This window comes from Arthrobacter sp. H41, assembly GCF_000520535.1.
Classification (GTDB): Bacteria; Actinomycetota; Actinomycetes; order Actinomycetales; family Micrococcaceae; genus Arthrobacter_D.
Genome location: NZ_KI914794.1, coordinates 12,568 through 31,335, shown reverse-complemented (window position 1 = coordinate 31,335; position 18,768 = coordinate 12,568). Strand labels below are relative to the sequence as shown.

General features: G+C 67.8%; 18 protein-coding genes. 9 read left to right on the top strand and 9 right to left on the bottom strand.

Annotation, left to right across the window (positions count from 1 at the left end):
• From Y705_RS0109315 to tkt, 6 genes are all read right to left on the bottom strand, one after another.
• Positions 1–423 (bottom strand): 6-phosphogluconolactonase (locus tag Y705_RS0109315; protein ID WP_162149066.1); only part of this gene is annotated, 423 nt, incomplete at its 3' end.
• Positions 413–1,354: a glucose-6-phosphate dehydrogenase assembly protein OpcA gene (locus Y705_RS0109310; protein ID WP_026532664.1), complete on the bottom strand. Its 942-nt coding sequence runs from the start codon at positions 1,352–1,354 to the stop codon at positions 413–415. The genes Y705_RS0109315 and Y705_RS0109310, both read right to left, overlap by 11 nt.
• The gene (gene zwf / locus Y705_RS0109305) at positions 1,351–2,895 is read right to left on the bottom strand and encodes a glucose-6-phosphate dehydrogenase (protein ID WP_026532663.1); all 1,545 of its coding nucleotides are present in this window, start codon (positions 2,893–2,895) and stop codon (positions 1,351–1,353) included. Before zwf ends, Y705_RS0109310 begins: the two co-directional genes overlap by 4 nt.
• Before the next feature lie 2 nt (positions 2,896–2,897).
• A complete protein-coding gene (locus tag Y705_RS0109300) occupies positions 2,898–4,568 on the bottom strand; it encodes a glucose-6-phosphate isomerase (RefSeq protein WP_026532662.1) in 1,671 nt (556 codons plus the stop codon).
• A 7-nt stretch (positions 4,569–4,575) separates the two neighbouring features.
• Positions 4,576–5,688, bottom strand: coding sequence for a transaldolase (tal, locus tag Y705_RS0109295; RefSeq protein WP_026532661.1), 1,113 nt, complete (start codon positions 5,686–5,688; stop codon positions 4,576–4,578).
• 62 nt (positions 5,689–5,750) lie between these two features.
• A complete protein-coding gene (gene tkt / locus Y705_RS18730; protein ID WP_253908556.1) occupies positions 5,751–7,898 on the bottom strand; it encodes a transketolase in 2,148 nt (715 codons plus the stop codon).
• A 407-nt stretch (positions 7,899–8,305) separates the two neighbouring features.
• Between tkt and Y705_RS0109285 the strand changes: the two genes are divergently transcribed.
• Both Y705_RS0109285 and Y705_RS0109280 read left to right on the top strand, forming a co-directional pair.
• Positions 8,306–9,247 carry a heme o synthase gene (locus tag Y705_RS0109285; RefSeq protein WP_026532660.1) on the top strand — a complete coding sequence of 314 codons (942 nt, stop codon included), beginning with the start codon at positions 8,306–8,308 and terminating at the stop codon, positions 9,245–9,247.
• A 69-nt stretch (positions 9,248–9,316) separates the two neighbouring features.
• Complete coding sequence (locus tag Y705_RS0109280) at positions 9,317–10,213, top strand: dihydrodipicolinate synthase family protein (protein WP_026532659.1); 897 nt, start codon at positions 9,317–9,319, stop codon at positions 10,211–10,213.
• A 28-nt stretch (positions 10,214–10,241) separates the two neighbouring features.
• On the opposite strand, the gene Y705_RS18725 is transcribed toward Y705_RS0109280, so the two are convergent.
• The 3 genes from Y705_RS18725 to Y705_RS0109265 are packed head-to-tail and all read right to left on the bottom strand — an operon-like array spanning position 10,242 to position 12,920.
• Positions 10,242–11,225 (bottom strand): COX15/CtaA family protein, encoded by a 984-nt coding sequence (locus tag Y705_RS18725; protein WP_049822539.1) that lies wholly within the window; start codon positions 11,223–11,225, stop codon positions 10,242–10,244.
• Between the two features lie 4 nt (positions 11,226–11,229).
• Positions 11,230–11,973: an ABC transporter permease gene (locus Y705_RS0109270; RefSeq protein ID WP_026532658.1), complete on the bottom strand. Its 744-nt coding sequence runs from the start codon at positions 11,971–11,973 to the stop codon at positions 11,230–11,232.
• Positions 11,970–12,920 carry an ABC transporter ATP-binding protein gene (locus Y705_RS0109265; protein WP_026532657.1) on the bottom strand — a complete coding sequence of 317 codons (951 nt, stop codon included), beginning with the start codon at positions 12,918–12,920 and terminating at the stop codon, positions 11,970–11,972. The genes Y705_RS0109270 and Y705_RS0109265 overlap by 4 nt, the downstream gene beginning before the upstream one ends.
• A gap of 152 nt (positions 12,921–13,072) precedes the next feature.
• On the opposite strand from Y705_RS0109265, the gene Y705_RS0109260 reads away from it, so the two are divergent.
• The 7 genes from Y705_RS0109260 (at position 13,073) to Y705_RS0109230 (ending at position 18,726) form a co-directional block, all read left to right on the top strand.
• Positions 13,073–13,906, top strand: a complete 834-nt coding sequence (locus Y705_RS0109260) for a helix-turn-helix transcriptional regulator (RefSeq protein WP_026532656.1) — start codon at positions 13,073–13,075, stop codon at positions 13,904–13,906.
• Entirely contained in the window at positions 13,906–15,381 is a 1,476-nt protein-coding gene (gene sufB, locus Y705_RS0109255; RefSeq protein ID WP_026532655.1) for a Fe-S cluster assembly protein SufB, read from the top strand. The genes Y705_RS0109260 and sufB overlap by 1 nt, the downstream gene beginning before the upstream one ends.
• Before the next feature lie 2 nt (positions 15,382–15,383).
• Positions 15,384–16,646, top strand: a complete 1,263-nt coding sequence (gene sufD / locus Y705_RS0109250) for a Fe-S cluster assembly protein SufD (protein WP_049822538.1) — start codon at positions 15,384–15,386, stop codon at positions 16,644–16,646.
• 29 nt (positions 16,647–16,675) lie between these two features.
• Positions 16,676–17,032, top strand: a complete 357-nt coding sequence (locus Y705_RS0109245; RefSeq protein WP_026532653.1) for a non-heme iron oxygenase ferredoxin subunit — start codon at positions 16,676–16,678, stop codon at positions 17,030–17,032.
• A 59-nt stretch (positions 17,033–17,091) separates the two neighbouring features.
• The gene (gene sufC / locus Y705_RS0109240) at positions 17,092–17,865 is read left to right on the top strand and encodes a Fe-S cluster assembly ATPase SufC (RefSeq protein WP_026532652.1); all 774 of its coding nucleotides are present in this window, start codon (positions 17,092–17,094) and stop codon (positions 17,863–17,865) included.
• A gap of 29 nt (positions 17,866–17,894) precedes the next feature.
• Complete coding sequence (locus tag Y705_RS0109235) at positions 17,895–18,224, top strand: metal-sulfur cluster assembly factor (RefSeq protein ID WP_026532651.1); 330 nt, start codon at positions 17,895–17,897, stop codon at positions 18,222–18,224.
• Between the two features lie 172 nt (positions 18,225–18,396).
• Positions 18,397–18,726 (top strand): metal-sulfur cluster assembly factor, encoded by a 330-nt coding sequence (locus tag Y705_RS0109230; protein WP_026532651.1) that lies wholly within the window; start codon positions 18,397–18,399, stop codon positions 18,724–18,726.
• Positions 18,727–18,768: the final 42 nt, after the last annotated feature.

Sequence of the window (18,768 nt, the reverse complement as noted above, 5' to 3'; positions counted from 1 at the left end):
CGAAAGGTCGCCGCCCTCGGCCGCCGCAGCCGCCTGCAGTTCCGCGGCATAGCCGGCAGCAGCCGCATCCTGGTCGGGGTACTCGTCCTTGGATCCGAATTCGTGGACCTTGACCGGGTCGACCTGCAGCCGGTCCAGGAGCGCGGCCCGCGCCTGGACGGCGTTCCGCTCCTCATCCCCGGCGCGCAGGAAGCGTTCATCCCCCCACCAGAAGTGCACGTTGGCCCAGTCGACGGCCGCGCTGGCCGGGGACGCGGCGACGGCCTGGAGCGCCGCGGTGCCGATGGATCCGCCGGTCAACACCACCGTCGCGGTCCCGCGCTCCGTCTGCACGTCCACCAGCCGGGTGATCAGGCGCGCGGCGACGGCGGCCGCGAGGGACGCCGGATCGGGGTGGATGCTTACTTTCGGATCAGCGCTCACTGGTTCGAACACTCCTCAGGTTGGTTCGGGCGAGACCTTCGGTAATAACCTCTCCGAAGACCTCGTCGGGGTCAAGGCGTCTCAGTTCCTCGGCGAGGCACTCCTGCAGGCCGCGGCGGGGAAGGGAGATCCGCTGGACCGGCTGGTTGGGCTGGTAGAGCTCTGCGACGTCGCCGTGTGGACGGTGGAGTTCCACCTCGCCGTTGTTCCGCGAAAACCGTACGCGGCGCAATCCGGTGCCGGGCGGTCCCGCAGCGATGGTGACGTGAACGTTCAGCGCCAGCGTCAGCCAGGCAGCGAGCAGCACCGTGCTGGGCGAATCGGAGGCGCCCTCCACCGTGACCGCGGTGACCGGCGAGGGATCGAGCTGATCCAGCACCGCAGCGAGCTGGATACGCCAGTTGGTGAGCCGCGTCCAGGCGAGGTCGGTGTCCCCGGCCTCGTAGGTCCTGCTGATGTTGAACAGGGCCGCCGTCGGATCCGGCTCATTCGCGGAGTCGGTGATCCTCCGGTGCGCGATACCGCCGATCGAGGTCCGTGATGCCGCTTCCGGGACGCCGTGGGGCCACCAGGCGACGATCGGCGCGTCGGGCAGCAGCAGCGCCGAGACGAGCGACTCGTTCTCGGTGGCGAGTTCCCCGTGGCCGCGCAGGACGATCACTTCGGAGGCCCCGGCGTCGCCGCCGACGCGGATCTGGCCGTCGAGCCGGGTGTCGTCGTCGGCGGAACCCTCGGCGAGCACGATGATGCGGCAGGGGTGTTCCCTGCTCGCCTCGTTCGCGGCCTGGATGGCTTCCTCCTCGTAGCCCGAGCGGGTGATGACCACCAGGGTCAGGACGCGCCCGAGTGCCACGACGCCGCCGCGATCCCGCAGGGTCATCAGCTCCTTCGACACCTTCGACGTGGTGGTGCCCGGGAGATCGACGATCATGGCCTCCTCCAGGTGCGTCCGTCACGCGCGAGGAGGTCGTCGGCGGAGGCCGGACCCCAGCTGCCCGGTACGTAGGCTTCCGGCTGGCCGCCGAGCGATTCCCAGTATTTCTCGAACGGGTCAAGGATCCGCCAGGACAATTCGACCTCTTCCTGCCGCGGGAACAGTGGGGGCTCGCCCAGGAGGACATCGAGGATGAGCCTCTCGTACGCCTCGGGGCTGGACTCGGTGAAGGAGTGTCCGTAACCGAAATCCATGGTGACGTCGCGGACCTCGGTCTGGGTTCCGGGGACCTTCGAACCGAACCGGATGGTGACCCCCTCGTCAGGCTGTACCCGGATGACCACGGCGTTCTGCCCGAAGTCCTCCTCCGAATGGTCGCGGAACAGGAGGTTCGGCGCACGTTTGAACACCACGGCGATCTCCGTCACGCGACGGCCCAGCCGCTTTCCGGCGCGGAGGTAGAACGGTACACCGCTCCACCGCCGGGTGTGGATGTCCAGCCGGAGGGCGGCGAAGGTCTCCGTGGCGGAGTACTCCGGAATGCCGTCCTCCTCGAGGAAGCCCCGAACCTGCTCGCCGCCCTGCCAGCCGGCCGCGTACTGGCCGCGCGCGGAGTGCCCCGAGAGGTCATCGGGCAGTGTCACCGCCGCAAGGACCTTCTCCTTCTCGTTGCGCAGGTCCTTCGCCGCGAAGGAGATCGGCTCTTCCATGGCGGTCAGGGCGAGCAGCTGCAGCAGGTGGTTCTGGATGACATCGCGGGCAGCGCCCACGCCGTCGTAGTATCCCGCCCTGCCGCCGATGCCGATGTCCTCGGCCATGGTGATCTGGACGTGGTCGACGTGGTTGGCGTTCCACAGCGGCTCGAACAGCTGGTTCGCGAAGCGCAGCGCGAGGATGTTCTGGACCGTTTCCTTGCCGAGGTAGTGATCGATCCGGAAGACGGCGTCGGGCGGGAACACCTGCTCGACGATCCGGTTGAGCTCCTGCGCCGATTCGAGGTCGTGGCCGAACGGTTTCTCGATGACCACGCGCCGCCACTGCCCGTCCTCCGGCTGCGCGAGCCCGTGCTCGGAGAGCTTCTGGCACACCACCTCGAAGGCGTTGGGCGGAATGGAGAGGTAGAACGCGTGGTTGCCCCGCGTGCCGCGCGTGGCATCGAGTTCCCCGATGCATTCCTTCAGCCTGCCGAAGGCGTCGTCGTCGTCGAAGTTGCCCTGCACGAACCGCACGCCCGCCGCGAGCTGCTCCCAGACCGCCTCATTGAACGGCGTCCGCGCGTACTGCGACACCGCGTCCTTCACCTCGGAGGAGAACTGCTCGTCGCTCCAGTCGCGCCGACCGAAACCCACCAGGGCGAAGCTGGGGGGAAGCAGTCCGCGGTTCGCGAGGTCGTAGATCGCCGGCATCAGCTTCTTGCGTGCCAGGTCTCCCGTGACCCCGAACAGGACGAGGGAGGAGGGCCCGGCGATCCTGCTGAGCCGCCGGTCGCGGGAATCGCGCAGCGGGTTGGACTGCTTCGTCGGAGAACCCAGCGGCATGGCTACCCGTTCCCGGAGGTGTCGGTCCGGGTGGCCCGGGGGTCCGTGTCGGACTCCGCGAGGTGGTCGATGACGGTTGCGAGCTGCGCCAGTCCCGCGGCACGGTCCGCGAGGTGCAGGCGGAGGACCGGCCGGCCGTGGTCGGCGAGGACCTGGGCATCGCCGGCGGCCTGCGCTGCGATCAGCTGACCGAAGGTGAAGGGCAGGTCGGGGATGTCAAGGTCCGACGACGCCGTTCCGGTGATCTGCAGGTACACGCCCGAGGCGGGCCCGCCCTTGTGGAACTGCCCCGTCGAGTGGAGGAAACGCGGCGCCCAGCCGAATGTGACGGGCCTGCCCGTGACGGCGGCCAACGGCGTTCGCACCTCCTCGAGGGACGCCTGCGCGTGCCGGTCGAGGTAGGCCTGGACCGACAGGTACCCGTCCGGGCCGAGCGTGTCGAGCAGCGCCTGCACGGCATCACCCACGGTGCTCGAATCCCCCAGCAGGGCGGAGTCCCCGCGCACCTCGATGGCGCCGTCCACGAAGGCGGCCGGGGTCGGCTCGGGCTGCGCGTCGAGGAGGCCCCGGGCTGCGTTCTTCGCGGCTTCGACGTCGGGCTGGTCGAAGGGATTGATCCCCAACAGCCGGCCGGCGACGGCGACGGCGTATTCCCAGACGAAGAGCTGGCTGCCGAGCGTGCCGCTGACGACGGCGCGTGTGCCGTCCGCCACCTCATCACTGGGAAGGGCGTCGATCGCCGAGAGGAGCACCGGCACGACGTCGTCGGCCGCGTTCGTGATCTCGGGCGCGTCGAGCGACGCCACGACGGGCAGCAGCCCCGTGCCGAGCTTCCCGGTGGACTCGGCGATGAGCTGCTCGGCCCAGTCGCCGAAGCCCGGCAGGCCTGAACCGGCATCGGCGAAGACGATCTTGTCGCGTAGGGGAGTGGTCCCGCCGAGGACGGCGCCGAGGCGCAGGCCGACGTTGTCGTTCCCGTCCTCCGACAGGAACTCGGAGATCTCCTCCGCGTCATCGATCAGCGCCTCGATGTCGGCGCCGGCAAGGCCCGAGGGCACCAGGCCGAAGGCGGTGAGCGCCGAGTAGCGGCCGCCGACGTGCGGGTTGGCGTTGAACACCTGCCGGTAGCCCGCGGCACGTGCGGAACCGTCGAGGGACGAACCCGGGTCGGTCACGATGATGATGCGCGACGTCGCGTCGATTCCCGCGTCCGTGAAGGCCTTTTCGAAGATCCGGCGCTGGGAGTCGGTCTCCACCGTGGAGCCGGACTTCGACGACACCACGATCGCTGTCCGGTCCAGGCCCTCCTCCACGGCGGTGCGGACCTGGTCCGGATCCGTGGAGTCGAGCACCACGAGGTCCACGCCGGCGGCCCGGGTGATCACCTCGGGGGCAAGCGATGATCCTCCCATCCCACACAGGACGATGCGGTCCACCCCCTCGGCGGCAAGGTCCTTCCGCAACCCGAGGATGGCGGGGACCAACGAGCGCGACTCGTCGAACAGGTCGATCCAGCCGAGGCGGACCGATGCCTCGGCTTCGGCGTCCGGCCCCCACAGCGTAGGGTCCTTGGCCATGAGCCGGGAGGCCACGCGGTCCCCGATCAGGGCTGGTAGGGCGGAATCGATGGCCTGCCGGGCGGCACCGGAGGCAGCGAGCGCGAAGGAACCCATTGTCGGATCAGTCCTTCGCGGAGTCGAGGGCGGCCTGGACGGTTTCGAGGAGCTCCGACCAGCTGGCCACGAACTTGTCGAGTCCCTCGGTTTCGAGCAGCTCGACGACGTCGGTGTAGGAGATGCCCAGCGCGTCGAGGCGGTTCAGGATGTCGGTGGATTCCTGGTAGGTGCCGGTGACGGTGTCGCCCTCGATGACGCCGTGGTCCGCCGTCGCCTCGAGCGTCTTCTCCGGCATGGTGTTCACGACATTGGCAGCAACGAGGCCCGTGACGTACAGAGTGTCGGGAAGGTTCGGATCCTTGACGCCGGTCGACGCCCACAGCGGGCGCTGCGGGTGCGCACCGGCTGCCGCGAGGACCTGCCAGCGCTCGGTCGCGAACTGCTCTTCATAGACCTGGTAGGCCAGGCGCGCATTCGCGAGGCCGGCCTTGCCCTTGAGCCCTGTCGCCTCCTCGGTGCCCAATGCATCGAGCCGCGCGTCGATCTCGGCGTCGACGCGGGAGACGAAGAAGGAGGCCACGGACTGGATCTTCGAGAGGTCGTGGCCGTTCTCCTTCGCCTGCTCGAGGCCGAGCATAAAGGCGTTGATGACGGCGCGGTAGCGTTCGAGCGAGAAGATCAGGGTCACGTTGACGCTGATGCCCGCCGCGAGGGTAGCGGCAATGGCTTCGAGGCCTTCGACGGTCGCCGGGATCTTGATGAGCACGTTGGTGCGCTGGACCTTCGCGTGGAGCCGTTTCGCCTCGGCGATGGTGCCCTCGGTGTCGCGTGAGAGCCTCGGGTCCACCTCGATGGAGACCCTGCCGTCGGCGCCGCCGCTCTTCTTCGCCTGCTCCGCGAAGATGTCGCAGGCCTGGGCGACGTCGTGGGTGGTGATGTCGAACACCGCCTGGTCGACGGACGCGCCGGCCTCGGCGATCGCGCCGACCTGGGTCGCGTAGGACTCGCCCTGCTTCAGGGCGGCGGCGAAGATGCTGGGGTTGGTGGTCACGCCCACCACGTCGAGTTCCTCGATGAGCCGCTTGAAGGCGCCCGAGTTGATGCGTTCCCGCGACAGGTCGTCAAGCCAGATGGAGACGCCTGCTGCCGAGAGGTCCGCTGTTGGTGTCGAAGTCATGATGTTCTCCTTAGTTCCGCTTCCGCGGAAAAAACGTGCCGAAAGGGCTGATTCGAAGGGGGCTACTGCTGGTCGCCGGTCTCGGTCGACTGGGCGCCCGATCCCATGGCCGGTGTACCGTTCGGGGCGAGCGGATCCGAGGAAACGGCGGCGAGGGAATCCTTCGCGGCCGCGACGACTGCCTCGGCGGTGATCCCGAATTCGCGGAACAGCGTCTTGTAGTCGGCGGAAGCCCCGAAGTGTTCGAGGGAGACGATCCGCCCGGCGTCGCCGACCAGCCCGTGCCAGCTCTGCGCCACCCCTGCCTCGACCGACACCCGTGCCCGGACCGATCGGGGCAGGACGCTTTCGCGGTAGGCCTGGTCCTGTGCGTTGAACCACTCGAGGCACGGCACCGACACCACGCGCGCCGAGATTCCGTCGGCCTCGAGGGCCTCGCGTGCCTGAACTGCAAGCTGGACCTCGGAGCCCGTACCCAGCAGGATCACGTCGGGGGTTCCGCTCCTCGCCTCGGCGAGGACGTAGGCGCCGCGCGCCACACCGTCGGCGGAACCGAATGTATCGCCGGAGGCAGCGCCGGCGCCACGCTCGTAGGTGGGGATGTTCTGCCGGGTCAGCACGATGCCCGCGGGGTTCTCGGTGTTCTCGAGGATGGTGCGCCAGGCGACGGCCACCTCGTTCGCGTCGCCGGGGCGGACGACGTCGAGCCCCGGGATGGTGCGCAGCGCGGACAGCTGCTCCACCGGCTGGTGGGTGGGTCCGTCCTCGCCGAGACCGATCGAATCATGCGTCCAGACGTAGATGGCCGGGACGCCCATCAGGGCGCCGAGGCGCACGGCGGGCCGCTGGTAGTCGCTGAAGATCAGGAACGTGCCGGAGAAGGCCCTCGTGCTGCTGTGCATCACGATGCCGTTGACGATCGCGGCAGCCGCGTGCTCGCGGATGCCGAAGTGCAGCACCCGTCCGTAGGGGTTGCCCGACCAGGCGTCGGTCTGGCGGCTCTCGGGGATGAACGACGGCGAGCCCTCGATCGTGGTGTTGTTCGACTCGGCGAGGTCCGCGGAGCCTCCCCACAGCTCGGGGAGTGCCGGACCGATGGCGGTCAGGACCTTGCCCGAGGCGGCACGGGTGGACAGGTCCTTGCCCGGCTCGAACACCGGCAGGCTCGCTTCCCAGCCGTCCGGCAGCGTGCGCGCCTGGATACGCTCCAGCAGAGCGGTCTCCTCGGGGTGGGCCTCGCTCCAGGAGGTGAAGGTCGAGTTCCACTCGGTGTGGGCCGCCGCACCGCGCTCGACGACGCCGCGGGCATGCGCGAGCACCTCGGGGTCGACGTCGAAATGCTTCTCCGGGTCGAAGCCGAGCGTCTCCTTGAGCGCCGCTACCTCGTCCTTGCCGAGGGCGGAGCCATGGATCTTGCCGGTGTTCTGCTTGGTGGGCGAGGGCCAGCCGATGATGGTCCGGAGGGAGACGATGGAGGGCTTCGACGTCTCCTTCTTCGCCGCGACGAGCGCGCCGTACAGCTCCGCGATGTCCTCGACGTACTCGCCGGTCCGGGTCCAGTCCACGCGCTGCACGTGCCAGCCGTAGGCTTCGTACCGCTTCAGGACGTCCTCGCTGAAGGAGACGTCGGTGTCGTCCTCGATGGAGATGTGGTTCTCGTCGTACAGGACCACGAGGTTGCCGAGTTCCTGGTGGCCGGCGAGCGAGGAGGCTTCGGCGGTGACGCCCTCCTGGAGGTCGCCGTCGGAGGCGATGACCCAGATGGTGTGATCGAACGGGCTGGTGCCCTCCGGTGCCTCGGGGTCGAACATGCCGCGCTGGCGGCGCTGGCCATAGGCGAACCCGACCGACGTCGCCAGGCCCTGGCCCAGGGGACCGGTGGTGATCTCCACACCCTTGGTGTGACGGTATTCGGGGTGCCCCGGCGTCAGCGACCCCCAGGTACGCAGCGCCTGCAGGTCGGGGAGCTCGAGTCCGTAGCCGGACAGGTACAGCTGGATGTACAGGGTGAGCGACGTGTGTCCGGGAGAGAGCACGAACCGGTCGCGGCCCGTCCACTCAGGGTCAGATGGGTCATGCCGCATCAGCTTCTGGAACAGGAGATATGCGGCGGGCGCGAGGCTCATCGCCGTTCCGGGGTGGCCGTTCCCCACCTTCTCCACTGCATCCGCCGCAAGGACCCGGACCGTGTCCACCGCGCGGTCGTCCATCTTCGTCCAGTTCAGTTCCTGCTCTTGCGTCTGTGGCACGTTTCCGGGCCCCTCTCTGTCCGGAACGGCCAGCGCCTCGGGCGCCGAGTGCATCGGGCCCGGGGCGCCGGAAAGCACCCTGGCCAGCTGGCCGTTCGCCGTCGAATTCTGCATGCTGCAAGCACCTCCCAGCATCCGGTACGGCGATGCCAGGCGGGCTTTGCGATCCAGCCTATCCTTTCCGCAATCCTATGCGGCGCCCGGTCCGTAACATGTTGTTCATCACAACCGGTGCCCGTTCCGGCGTTCGCGACGGAAGATCATTCCGGATGATCGTGGAGGCCCGCCCGGCGCCGCCAATTTCTACAGGCTGTAAAAGGGTATGATGAGCATGTCTTTTACTCCGGAAGAAACGAAAGTGTTGCCTCGTGAAGACCCAGCAGGTTCCTGCACCGGCACGTCCTCAGCGGGCCCGTCCGGGCTTCGGACGCAAAGCCAGGGCTTATCTCGCGCTGACCAAGCCGCGCGTGATCGAGCTCCTGCTGGTGACCACGCTTCCCACCATGATCTTCGCCCAGGGCGGGTTTCCACCGCTCGGGCTGATCGGAGCAACCCTGGTGGGCGGTGCTTTCGCCGCCGGTAGCGCAGGTGCCTTCAACTGCTACATCGACCGCGACATCGACAAGATCATGCACCGCACGGAGAACCGCCCGCTGGTCACGGGCGAGGTGACTCCGCGGGAAGCGCTGGTCTTCTCCTGGGCGCTGGGGATCCTGGCGATCGCCATCCTCTGGTTCGGCGCCAATCCCCTCGCGGGCGCCCTGGGGGTCGCCGCCATCTTCCTCTACGTGGTCGTCTACACGCTGGTGCTCAAGCGGCGCACCGCCCAGAACATCGTCTGGGGAGGCGCTGCCGGCTGCATGCCGGTCCTGATCGCCTGGGCCGCCGTCACCAACGCCGTCGAATGGCCGGCCGTGGTGCTGTTCCTCATCATCTTCCTGTGGACGCCGCCGCACTACTGGCCGCTGTCCATGAAATACAGCGACGACTACAAGGCTGCCAAGGTCCCCATGCTCGGGGCGATCGCCGGAGCCCGCACAGTGTCCGTCCAGGTGGTCCTCTACGCGTGGGCCATGGTGGCCTGCTCCCTCCTCCTGCTCCCGGCTGGTGCCGGCTGGGTCTACTCCTGCGCCGCCGTCGGAGCCGGCGCCTGGTTCCTCCGCGAATCCCACCACCTGCACTCGCAGGCGCAGCGCGGCGAGCTGAGCACCAAGTCCGCCATGAAGGTTTTCCACGGGTCGATCAGCTACCTGACCGTCCTGTTCCTCGCGCTTGCCGTCGACCCCTTCGTGGGCGGCCCCGTCCTCTAGTCCCTGCGTCGTCCGGTACCTGAGTCGTCCTGCTCGGGATGCACCACGGCGAAGGCCTAGCATGGGCCTATGGACTTCACCGGCCTCATCGCCTATCCGATCACCCCGTTCACCCCCGACGGCGGAATCAACCACCCGGAACTCGGCGGAATGGTCGCCGGACTCGCACGCTCCGGCGTCGACGCCGTCGCCGTCCTCGGATCGTCGGGAAGCTTCGCCTACCTGAGCACCGCCGAACGCACCCGTGTCGCACGGACCGCCATCGAGGCAGCCGAGGGCGCCGTGCCGGTGGTGGTGGGAATCAGTTCAGTGGGGACGCGGGAGGTGCTCGACGCCGCTGTCGACGCCGCACAGGCCGGAGCAGCAGGGCTGGTGCTGTCCCCGGTGTCCTATGTGCCCCTCACGAACGAGGAGGTGCTTGCGCAGACCCGGGCGGTCAGCGCCGAGACCGGCCTGCCAATCTGCCTGTACAACAACCCGAGCACCACGCAGTTCGACTACGGGCTCGACCTCGTGGCGGAACTCCTCGACCTGCAGAACGTAGTGGCGTTCAAGGACACCGCCCCCGACGTCGAGACCTTCCGGGCGCGCTACGCGAAGCTCCGCTCCCTGACGTCCCGCCCGGTGAGCCACGGTTTGAGCGGGGACCTCCTGATGGTCTCCGGCTCGATCGCCGCGGACGCCTGGCACACCGGCCCCGGCGCACTCCTGCCCCTGTACTACTCGATGCTGCGGAACGCCGTCGTGGCGGGAGAAGGCGAACAGGCCGAAGTCTGCCGCAAGGTGCTCCTTCCGCTCATCCAGCACGTGGTCGACCTGCGCAAGATCAGCGGACTCCACCTGCTGGCCAAGGTGTGCGGGATTAACGCGGGCGATCCGCGCCTTCCGCTGCTTCCGGCGCCCGGAAGCGAGCAGCGCGAGCTGGGCAGGCTGCTCGACGTCGTCGAGGCGACGCTGGGGACGTAAGCCTGGGAATGTAGGCGGCTGCGCCTGTTCAGCGGTGCTGCTGCGCCGGTTCCCGCGTGCGCTGCCCCGCACCCTGCTCGGGCTGGCGCGTAACGCCCACATAGACGGCGTGTGCGGCGGCAGCGGTGAGCACCGAGGCACCGAGCATGTGCAGCGCGACGAGGGCCACCGGCAGGTTCAGGAAGTGCTGGGCATAGCCGACTGCCCCCTGCGCCAGCACGACCACCGCTAGCAGGAGGAGCGCCCGGCGGAGCCTCGGCGACACAGCCCACCGCAGGGCGAGGACGACGGCGAGCGCGACGGCGATCACCAGCAGGTAAACGGGCGCGGCATGCAGCTTCGTCATCAGCTCGGGGTCCAGGTCGTTGCGCGCCGCGCCGTGATCGCCCGCGTGGGGACCGGATCCGGTGACGATGACACCGAGGACCACGATGATGCCGGTCAGTGCAGCGATGGCCCCCAGCAGGCGCCGCATCGTCGGCGGCGCGGCCCGCGGCAGGTCCGCAGCGCTTTGTGCCGTGGTCAGCCGGGCGCGGTTGACCAGCAGCGTCGCCAGGACGACGAGCACCATCGACACCAGGAAGTGCCAGCCCACGATCCACGGATTGAGGCCGGTCCAGACGGTGATGCCGCCGATGACGGCCTGCACGGGGATGCCCGCGAACAACGCGACCGCCAGGCGGAAGAGGTCCCGGCGTTCTCCCCGCAGGTTCCAGAGGGCACCGATCATGGCGACGGCGATCAGGACGAGGACGAAGGTCAGCAGCCGGTTGCCGAACTCGATGAGCCCGTGAATGCCCATCTCGGGGGTACTGACGATCGAATCGGGAGTGCAGCGGGGCCATTCGGGGCAGCCGAGGCCCGATGCCGTCAGGCGCACCGCACCGCCCGTCACGACGATGACGATCTGCGACACGAGCGAGGCTATCGCGAGCCGGCGCACCAGCGGCGTCGTGGAGCGGGGAAGCTTCGACGGGAGGGCGGCAAGGGCAGCGAAGGCGGGATGCGTCATGTAACTAGCTCCATTTGAACCATCGGACAGCGGCCAGGCTCGCCGCAGCGGCCCAGAGAAGGAGGAGAACACAGGAAAGCAGGTCGAACTGTCCCTCGACGAGGGCACTGCGGAGTCCGTCGCCGAGGGCGGCGGACGGCAGCAGGCGAACGATCGGCTCGGCGGCCACGGGAAGCTGGGACGCCGGAAGGATGATCCCGCCGGCCGCGGCCAGCAATATCCAGACCAGGTTGGTAACGGCGAGGGTGGCCTCCGGACGCAGCGTGCCGGCCACGAGGAGCCCCAGGGCCGTGAACGCCGCGGATCCGAGCGCCAGCAGCAGGATGGCGGGCGCCAGGCCCGCGACCTCGGGCCGCCACCCCATCAGCAGCGCAGCTCCACCGATGACCACCAGCTGGACGGCCAGCACTACGACGACGGCACACGCCTTCCCGAGGATCAGCCCGGACTTCCCGAGGGGAGTGGTTGAAAGGAACCGCAGCACGCCGTAGCGGCGGTCGAATCCGGTGGCGATGCCCTGCCCGGTGAAGGCCGTGGACATGGTGCAGAGCGCCAGCACCCCGGGCGCGGCGATGTCGATGCGGCTGACGCTGTAGCCGTCGAGCAACGGTGTGAGGACCAGTCCGGCGAGGGCCAGCAGCGGGAGCACGATGGCGAGGACCAGCTGCTCGCCGTTGCGCAGCATTGCAGCCGCTTCATAGCGGCCTTGGCGGAGGACCCGCGGTGCCAGGGGAGTGGCGGTGCTCATCGAATGCTCCTTCCCGAGATCTCGAGGAAAACCTCTTCGAGGGAGCGTGGCGCCATGGAGATGGCCGTGGGCATCACGCCGCTCGCCGACCACCACTGCGCCAGCTGGGAGATGTCCTCGGGAACGATGTGCCCGCTGAGCACATACCGGCCCGGCTCCGGCTCGGCACAGGACAGGTGTGCCATCTGCTCGGGAGGCAAGGTGAGGCCCGGCACGGTGTCGAAGCGGAGTTCCCGTAGGTCGTCGGCGCCCTCGATGGCCGTCAGTTCGGCGACGGTGCCCTCGGCCACGGTTCTTCCCGCTTCGATGATGTAGACGTAGTCGGCGAGCTTCTGCGCGTCATCGAGCAGATGGGTGGTGAGGATGATCGCCAGGCCCGCTGCCCGGAGTTCCTGGATGAGCTCGAAGACGATGGTGCGGGACTGCGGGTCGAGCCCGGCGCTCGGCTCGTCGAGGAACAGGACCTCGGGCTGGCCCACCAGTGCGCAGGCGAGGGCGAGCCGCTGCTTCTGTCCACCCGAGAGGCCGCGGATGCTTGCGGCTCCGAAGTCCGCGATCCCGAGGCGTTCAGCGAGCGCATTGATATCGAGTGGCGCTGTGTACAGGGACGCCACATGCTTCAGCAGGGCCATCGGCTTGACCGACGGCGGCAGCCCGCCCTCCTGGAGCATGACTCCGACTCGCGCCCGGAGGCCGGGGCTGGCCCGGTAGGGATTCTCGCCGAGGAGCAGGACCTTCCCGGCGTCGGGACGCTGCAGGCCCTGGGCACACTCGAGGGTCGTCGTCTTGCCGGCGCCGTTGGCACCGAGCAGTGCCGTGACCTGGCCCGGCTGCGCCGAAAGGCGGACGCCGTCGAGGACCCGGACCATCCGGCCGTCGAGTGAGGAGACCGGCCCGAAATCCTTGACAAGGCCTTCGATGGAGAGCGCGGCGGCGGAGTGTGGCACCCTCTGATTCTACGTCAGGTAGTAGGGGCCGGTTCATCGCCGATGGGTAGCCTCGCCTAAGTGGTGGCACCCGCGACAACAGGAATACATTAGGTCATGATTGTGTTGTGTATTTTGTCGCCTGATTATCTGCCTGGAGGAGGTTTTCGCCCATGACTGTGGCTCCGCACGCCTCCGGGCCCAGTACCGGCCAGGACAGTGCTCCCGGTGTACCGCCAGGCATCTCCGAGGCAGGCGCCGAGCCCGACGAGCGCACCCGTGACCGGGTACTCTCCGCCGTCCTCGAATGCGGGCCCGTTTCCGCCGCAGAACTCGGCGACACCCTCGGCTTCACGCCTGCCGCCATGCGCAGGCACCTCGACGCGCTCTTCCAGCACGGCCTGATCGAGGTCAAGCGCGCGAAGTCCTCGGCCAGCGGGGCGGGACGCCCGGCGAGGCGCTACGTCCTCAGCCAGCGGGGACAGAGCAAGCTCGGCAACGACTACCTCGACATCGCGAAGGCCGCACTCACGCAGCTCGGAACCCTTGCAGGTCCGGATGCCGTGCAGGAATTCGCCCGCGGCCGGTTCGCCGGGATGGAAGAGCGGTACGCGCCGGTGGTCGAGGCCGCAGGGCCGTCCATCGAAGACCGGGCCCTGGCCCTGGCCGGCGCCCTCAGCGCCGACGGTTTCGCCAGTTCCACCAAAACGGTGGGCGGCAACGCCGGGCGGACCTCGATGCTGAGCATGCAGTTGTGCCAGGGGCACTGCCCCATCCAGGAGCTCGCCGCCGAATTCCCCGCTTTCTGCGACCAGGAGACCGAGGTGTTCTCCCGGCTGCTCGGCGTGGATGTACGCCGGCTCTCGACGCTCGCGCGAGGCGGGCATGTCTGCACCACCCATATCCCGGTCGGCAGGGTGCGCCCAGCGGCGGCTTCCGCCGGACCCGGCCCAGATTCTCCACCCGGACAAACAACGTTATCCAACCATCAGCAAGGAAGGCCGTGATGACGGATCAAGTAGACCAGAAGCTTACGACGCCGGCAGCAGTACCGGAGTCAGTGATCTCCGACATCCTCGAGAAGAACCCGGAGCTCGAGGGCATCGGCACCTACCAGTACGGCTGGGCCGACAAGAACGACGTCAGCGCCAACGCGCGCCGCGGGCTCAGCGAAGAGGTTGTCCGGGACATCTCGGCGAAGAAGAACGAGCCGCAGTGGATGCTCGACCTCCGCCTCAAGGGCCTCAAGTACTTCGACCGCAAGCCCATGCCAGCGTGGGGCGCGGACCTCTCCGGCATCGACTTCGACAACATCAAGTACTTCGTGCGCTCCACGGAGAAGCAGGCGAACACGTGGGAAGACCTTCCGGAGGACATCCGCAACACCTACGAGAAGCTCGGCATCCCCGAAGCGGAGCGCGCCCGCCTCGTGTCGGGCGTCGCAGCCCAGTACGAGTCGGAGGTGGTGTACCACCAGCTCCGCGAGGATCTCGAGCGCCAGGGAGTGCTGTTCCTCGACACCGACACGGCGCTCCGTGAGCACCCGGAGATCTTCCAGGAGTACTTCGGCAGCATCATCCCGGTCGGCGACAACAAGTTCGCGTCGCTGAACACCGCCGTATGGTCGGGCGGCTCCTTCGTGTACGTGCCCAAGGGCGTCCACGTCGAGATCCCACTGCAGGCCTACTTCCGCATCAACACGGAGAACATGGGTCAGTTCGAGCGCACGCTGATCATCGCGGACGAGGACTCCTACGTCCACTACATCGAGGGCTGCACCGCACCGATCTACACCTCGGACTCGCTGCACTCGGCCGTCGTCGAGATCGTGGTCAAGAAGGGCGCCCGCGTCCGCTACACCACCATCCAGAACTGGTCGAACAACGTGTACAACCTGGTGACCAAGCGTGCGATAGCGCACGAGGGCGCCACCATGGAGTGGATCGACGGCAACATCGGCTCCAAGGTCACCATGAAGTACCCGGCCGTCTACCTGGTCGGCGAGCACGCAAAGGGCGAGACGCTGTCCATCGCGTTCGCCGGTGAGGGCCAGCACCAGGACACCGGCTCGAAGATGGTCCACATCGCGCCGAACACGAAGTCCTCGATCATCTCGAAGTCCGTCGCCCGCGGCGGCGGGCGGGCGGCATACCGGGGACTCGTCCAGGTCCGGGAGGGAGCAACTCACTCGGCCAACACGGTGCGGTGTGATGCGCTCCTCGTGGACACGATCTCCCGCTCGGACACCTACCCCTACGTCGACATCCGCGAGGACGACGTCACCATGGGGCACGAGGCCACCGTCTCGAGGGTGAGCGAGGAACAGCTCTTCTACCTGATGTCCCGCGGCATGCCGGAAGACGAAGCCATGGCCATGATCGTGCGCGGGTTCATCGAGCCGATCGCCCGCGAGCTGCCCATGGAATACGCGCTCGAGCTCAACCGGTTGATCGAACTCCAGATGGAAGGGGCAGTAGGCTAGCAATGGCTGAGACCACCAACGTAGACGAAATGACGCTCAATCCGACGGCGATCGAAGGCTTCAGCGAAGAGGGCGAAAGCCTCTCGGAGCTGAATGCCGGAACCGAGCAGCTCGGCCTCAAGAAGCACAGCCACGGCAACGCACCGGTGATCCCCGAGGCGTCACGGGGCGAGCGGCTGAAGTCCTACGACCTCGCCGACTTCGCTCCGTTGACCGGCCAGGAGGAGGACTGGCGCTTCACGCCGCTGAAGCGCCTCCGCGGCCTCCACACCGATCCGCTGACGGGCACGGCGCCGACCGTGACCGTCACCGGCGCATCGAACGTGCGCACCGAGACCGTGGAGCGCACCGATTCCCGGATCGGCTCGGCGGCGATCCCCGAGGACCGCGTCGCCGCTGCCGCCTGGGCCGCCGTCGCCACTGCCACTGTCCTCACGATCCCCGCCGAGACCATCGCCGACAGCGAGGTCCTGGTGGACGTGTCGGGAAGCGACAGCGCCGCCTCGGCCCAGCACCTCGTCATCCACGCGGGCAGGTTCTCGAAGGCTGTCGTGGTGCTCGATCACCACGGCAAGGCAACGCTTGCCCAGAACGTGGAGATCAATGTCGAGGACGGCGCGGAACTCACCGTGGTGAGCGTCCAGCAGTGGGACGACGACGCCGTCCACGTCTCGTCGCAGCAGGCGAGAATCGGCCGCAATGCGCGCTACAAGCACGTGGTGGTCACGCTGGGCGGGGACCTCGTGAGGCTCACGCCGTCGTCGGTCTTCACCGGCCCCGGCGCCGAGGTGGAGATGTACGGCCTGTACTTCGCCGACGCCGGCCAGCACCTCGAACAGCGACTGCTCGTGGACCACGCCGTGCCGAACTGCAAGTCGCGCGTGACGTACAAGGGAGCGCTGCAGGGCAAGGACGCACACACCGTATGGGTGGGCGATGTCCTGATCCGCAAGGCCGCCGAGGGCACCGACACCTACGAGACGAACCGCAACCTGCTGCTGACCGACGGCGCGCGGTCCGACTCCGTGCCCAACCTCGAGATCGAGACCGGACTCATCGAGGGCGCAGGCCATGCCAGTGCCACCGGCCGGTTCGACGACGAGCACCTCTTCTACCTGATGGCCCGCGGCATCCCCGAGCGGACCGCGCGCCGCCTCGTGGTACGCGGCTTCCTCAACGAGGTCATCCAGCAGATCGGGGTCCCCTCACTCGAGGAACGCCTTTCCGAGGCCGTGGAGCAGGAACTCGCAGCAGGAAACCTGTGATGACCGAACCCGCAATGGTCGACCCTGACATGACCGAACCTGCTGGTGAGTTGATCTGCAGCGTCGACGACATCGGCGTGAAGCAGGCGCTGCGCGTACTGATCGACGATTACCCGGTGGTCGTGGTCCGCGATTCGGACGGTGAGATCCATGCCCTGGGCGATACCTGCTCGCACGCGGACATCTCGCTGTCCGAGGGCGATGTCGAAGGCTGCGCCATCGAGTGCTGGGGACACGGATCGCAGTTCGACCTCCGCAGCGGAGCGCCGCTGCAGCTCCCGGCCTACGACCCGGTGCCGGTTTTCGCCCTGGCGATCCACGAGGGAAACGTCTACGTGGACGTCAGCACGGTCACCAACGGAGCGCCCGCACCCCAGCTTGGCTAGCCGCCCGCCGCGGCACCCATCCCGAACGACACCCTGCACGGCAGGGCAAAGGAGAAACAATGTCCACCCTTGAAATCAAGGACCTGCATGTCAGCATCGACACCGAGCAGGGCAACAAGCCCATCCTCAAAGGTGTCAGCCTGACGATCAACACCGGCGAGATCCACGCCATCATGGGCCCCAACGGCTCCGGCAAGTCCACGCTGGCCTCCACCATCGCGGGCCACCCCCGCTACACCGTGAACAGCGGATCGATCACGCTCGACGGCGAGGACGTCCTCACCATGAGCGTCGACGAGCGGGCACGCGCCGGTCTCTTCCTCGCCATGCAGTACCCGGTGGAGGTTCCCGGGGTCACGATGACCAACTTCCTCCGCACCGCCAAGACCGCGCTCGACGGCGAAGCCCCGAGTCTCCGCCACTGGACCAAGGACGTCAAGGCGGCCATGGGACAGCTGCGCATCGACGCGGACTTCGCGCAGCGCAACGTCAACGAGGGCTTCTCCGGCGGCGAGAAGAAGCGCGTCGAGATCCTGCAGCTCGAGCTCTTCCACCCGAAGTTCGCCATCCTCGACGAGACCGACTCCGGCCTCGACGTCGACGCGCTCAAGGTCGTCTCCGAGGGCGTCAACCGCGAGCACTCCAAGGGCGCGATGGGCACGCTGCTCATCACCCACTACACCCGGATCCTCCGCTACATCAAGCCTGACCACGTCCACGTCTTCGTGGACGGCCGCATCGCCGAGCAGGGCGGCGCGGAACTTGCCGACCGGCTCGAGGAAGAGGGCTACGATCGTTTCATGGTCACCGAAACGGCTGCAGTCCAGGCCTAGGCCGCCCCTGCTTCGACGAAAGGAACACCATGACTGATGTGCAAGCCCCGCAGACCGCGCTGGACGACGTCGAAGAGGCACTCCGCGACGTCATCGACCCCGAACTGGGCGTGAACATCGTCGACCTCGGCCTGCTGTACGGCCTGAAGTATGCCGACGACGGCGCACTCCTGATCGACATGACGCTCACCACCGCGGCATGCCCTCTCACCGATGTCCTCGAGGAGCAGGTGGGCCAGGCGCTCGACGGCGTCGTGGACGACTGGCGGTTGAACTGGGTATGGATGCCACCATGGGGTCCGGAGAAGATCACCGAGGACGGCCGCGACCAGATGCGGGCGCTCGGGTTCAATATCTAGTTCCAGAGCCAGGGATTCCATTCGGGAACCCCTGCTCGTCCCGGTGGCGGCTCCCGCGGGGCGGCGCGGAACTTGCCGACCGGCTCGAGGAAGAGGGCTACGATCGTTTCATGGTCACCGAAACGGCTGCAGTCCAGGCCTAGGCCGCCCCTGCTTCGACGAAAGGAACACCATGACTGATGTGCAAGCCCCGCAGACCGCGCTGGACGACGTCGAAGAGGCACTCCGCGACGTCATCGACCCCGAACTGGGCGTGAACATCGTCGACCTCGGCCTGCTGTACGGCCTGAAGTATGCCGACGACGGCGCACTCCTGATCGACATGACGCTCACCACCGCGGCATGCCCTCTCACCGATGTCCTCGAGGAGCAGGTGGGCCAGGCGCTCGACGGCGTCGTGGACGACTGGCGGTTGAACTGGGTATGGATGCCACCATGGGGTCCGGAGAAGATCACCGAGGACGGCCGCGACCAGATGCGGGCGCTCGGGTTCAATATCTAGTTCCAGAGCCAGGGATTCCATTCGGGAACCCCTGCTCGTCCC

What these genes read in the sequence shown, in the direction of transcription:
- Y705_RS0109310 (WP_026532664.1), bottom strand. Translation starts at nt 1,354, where the DNA reads ATGATCGTCGATCTCCCGGGCACCACCACGTCGAAGGTGTCGAAGGAG.
- zwf (WP_026532663.1), bottom strand. Translation starts at nt 2,895, where the DNA reads ATGCCGCTGGGTTCTCCGACGAAGCAGTCCAACCCGCTGCGCGATTCC.
- Y705_RS0109300 (WP_026532662.1), bottom strand. Translation starts at nt 4,568, where the DNA reads ATGGGTTCCTTCGCGCTCGCTGCCTCCGGTGCCGCCCGGCAGGCCATC.
- tal (WP_026532661.1), bottom strand. Translation starts at nt 5,688, where the DNA reads ATGACTTCGACACCAACAGCGGACCTCTCGGCAGCAGGCGTCTCCATC.
- tkt (WP_253908556.1), bottom strand. Translation starts at nt 7,898, where the DNA reads ATGGACGACCGCGCGGTGGACACGGTCCGGGTCCTTGCGGCGGATGCA.
- Y705_RS0109280 (WP_026532659.1), top strand. Translation starts at nt 9,317, where the DNA reads ATGGACTTCACCGGCCTCATCGCCTATCCGATCACCCCGTTCACCCCC.
- Y705_RS18725 (WP_049822539.1), bottom strand. Translation starts at nt 11,225, where the DNA reads ATGACGCATCCCGCCTTCGCTGCCCTTGCCGCCCTCCCGTCGAAGCTT.
- Y705_RS0109270 (WP_026532658.1), bottom strand. Translation starts at nt 11,973, where the DNA reads ATGAGCACCGCCACTCCCCTGGCACCGCGGGTCCTCCGCCAAGGCCGC.
- Y705_RS0109260 (WP_026532656.1), top strand. Translation starts at nt 13,073, where the DNA reads ATGACTGTGGCTCCGCACGCCTCCGGGCCCAGTACCGGCCAGGACAGT.
- sufB (WP_026532655.1), top strand. Translation starts at nt 13,906, where the DNA reads ATGACGGATCAAGTAGACCAGAAGCTTACGACGCCGGCAGCAGTACCG.
- sufD (WP_049822538.1), top strand. Translation starts at nt 15,384, where the DNA reads ATGGCTGAGACCACCAACGTAGACGAAATGACGCTCAATCCGACGGCG.
- Y705_RS0109245 (WP_026532653.1), top strand. Translation starts at nt 16,676, where the DNA reads ATGACCGAACCTGCTGGTGAGTTGATCTGCAGCGTCGACGACATCGGC.
- sufC (WP_026532652.1), top strand. Translation starts at nt 17,092, where the DNA reads ATGTCCACCCTTGAAATCAAGGACCTGCATGTCAGCATCGACACCGAG.
- Y705_RS0109235 (WP_026532651.1), top strand. Translation starts at nt 17,895, where the DNA reads ATGACTGATGTGCAAGCCCCGCAGACCGCGCTGGACGACGTCGAAGAG.
- Y705_RS0109230 (WP_026532651.1), top strand. Translation starts at nt 18,397, where the DNA reads ATGACTGATGTGCAAGCCCCGCAGACCGCGCTGGACGACGTCGAAGAG.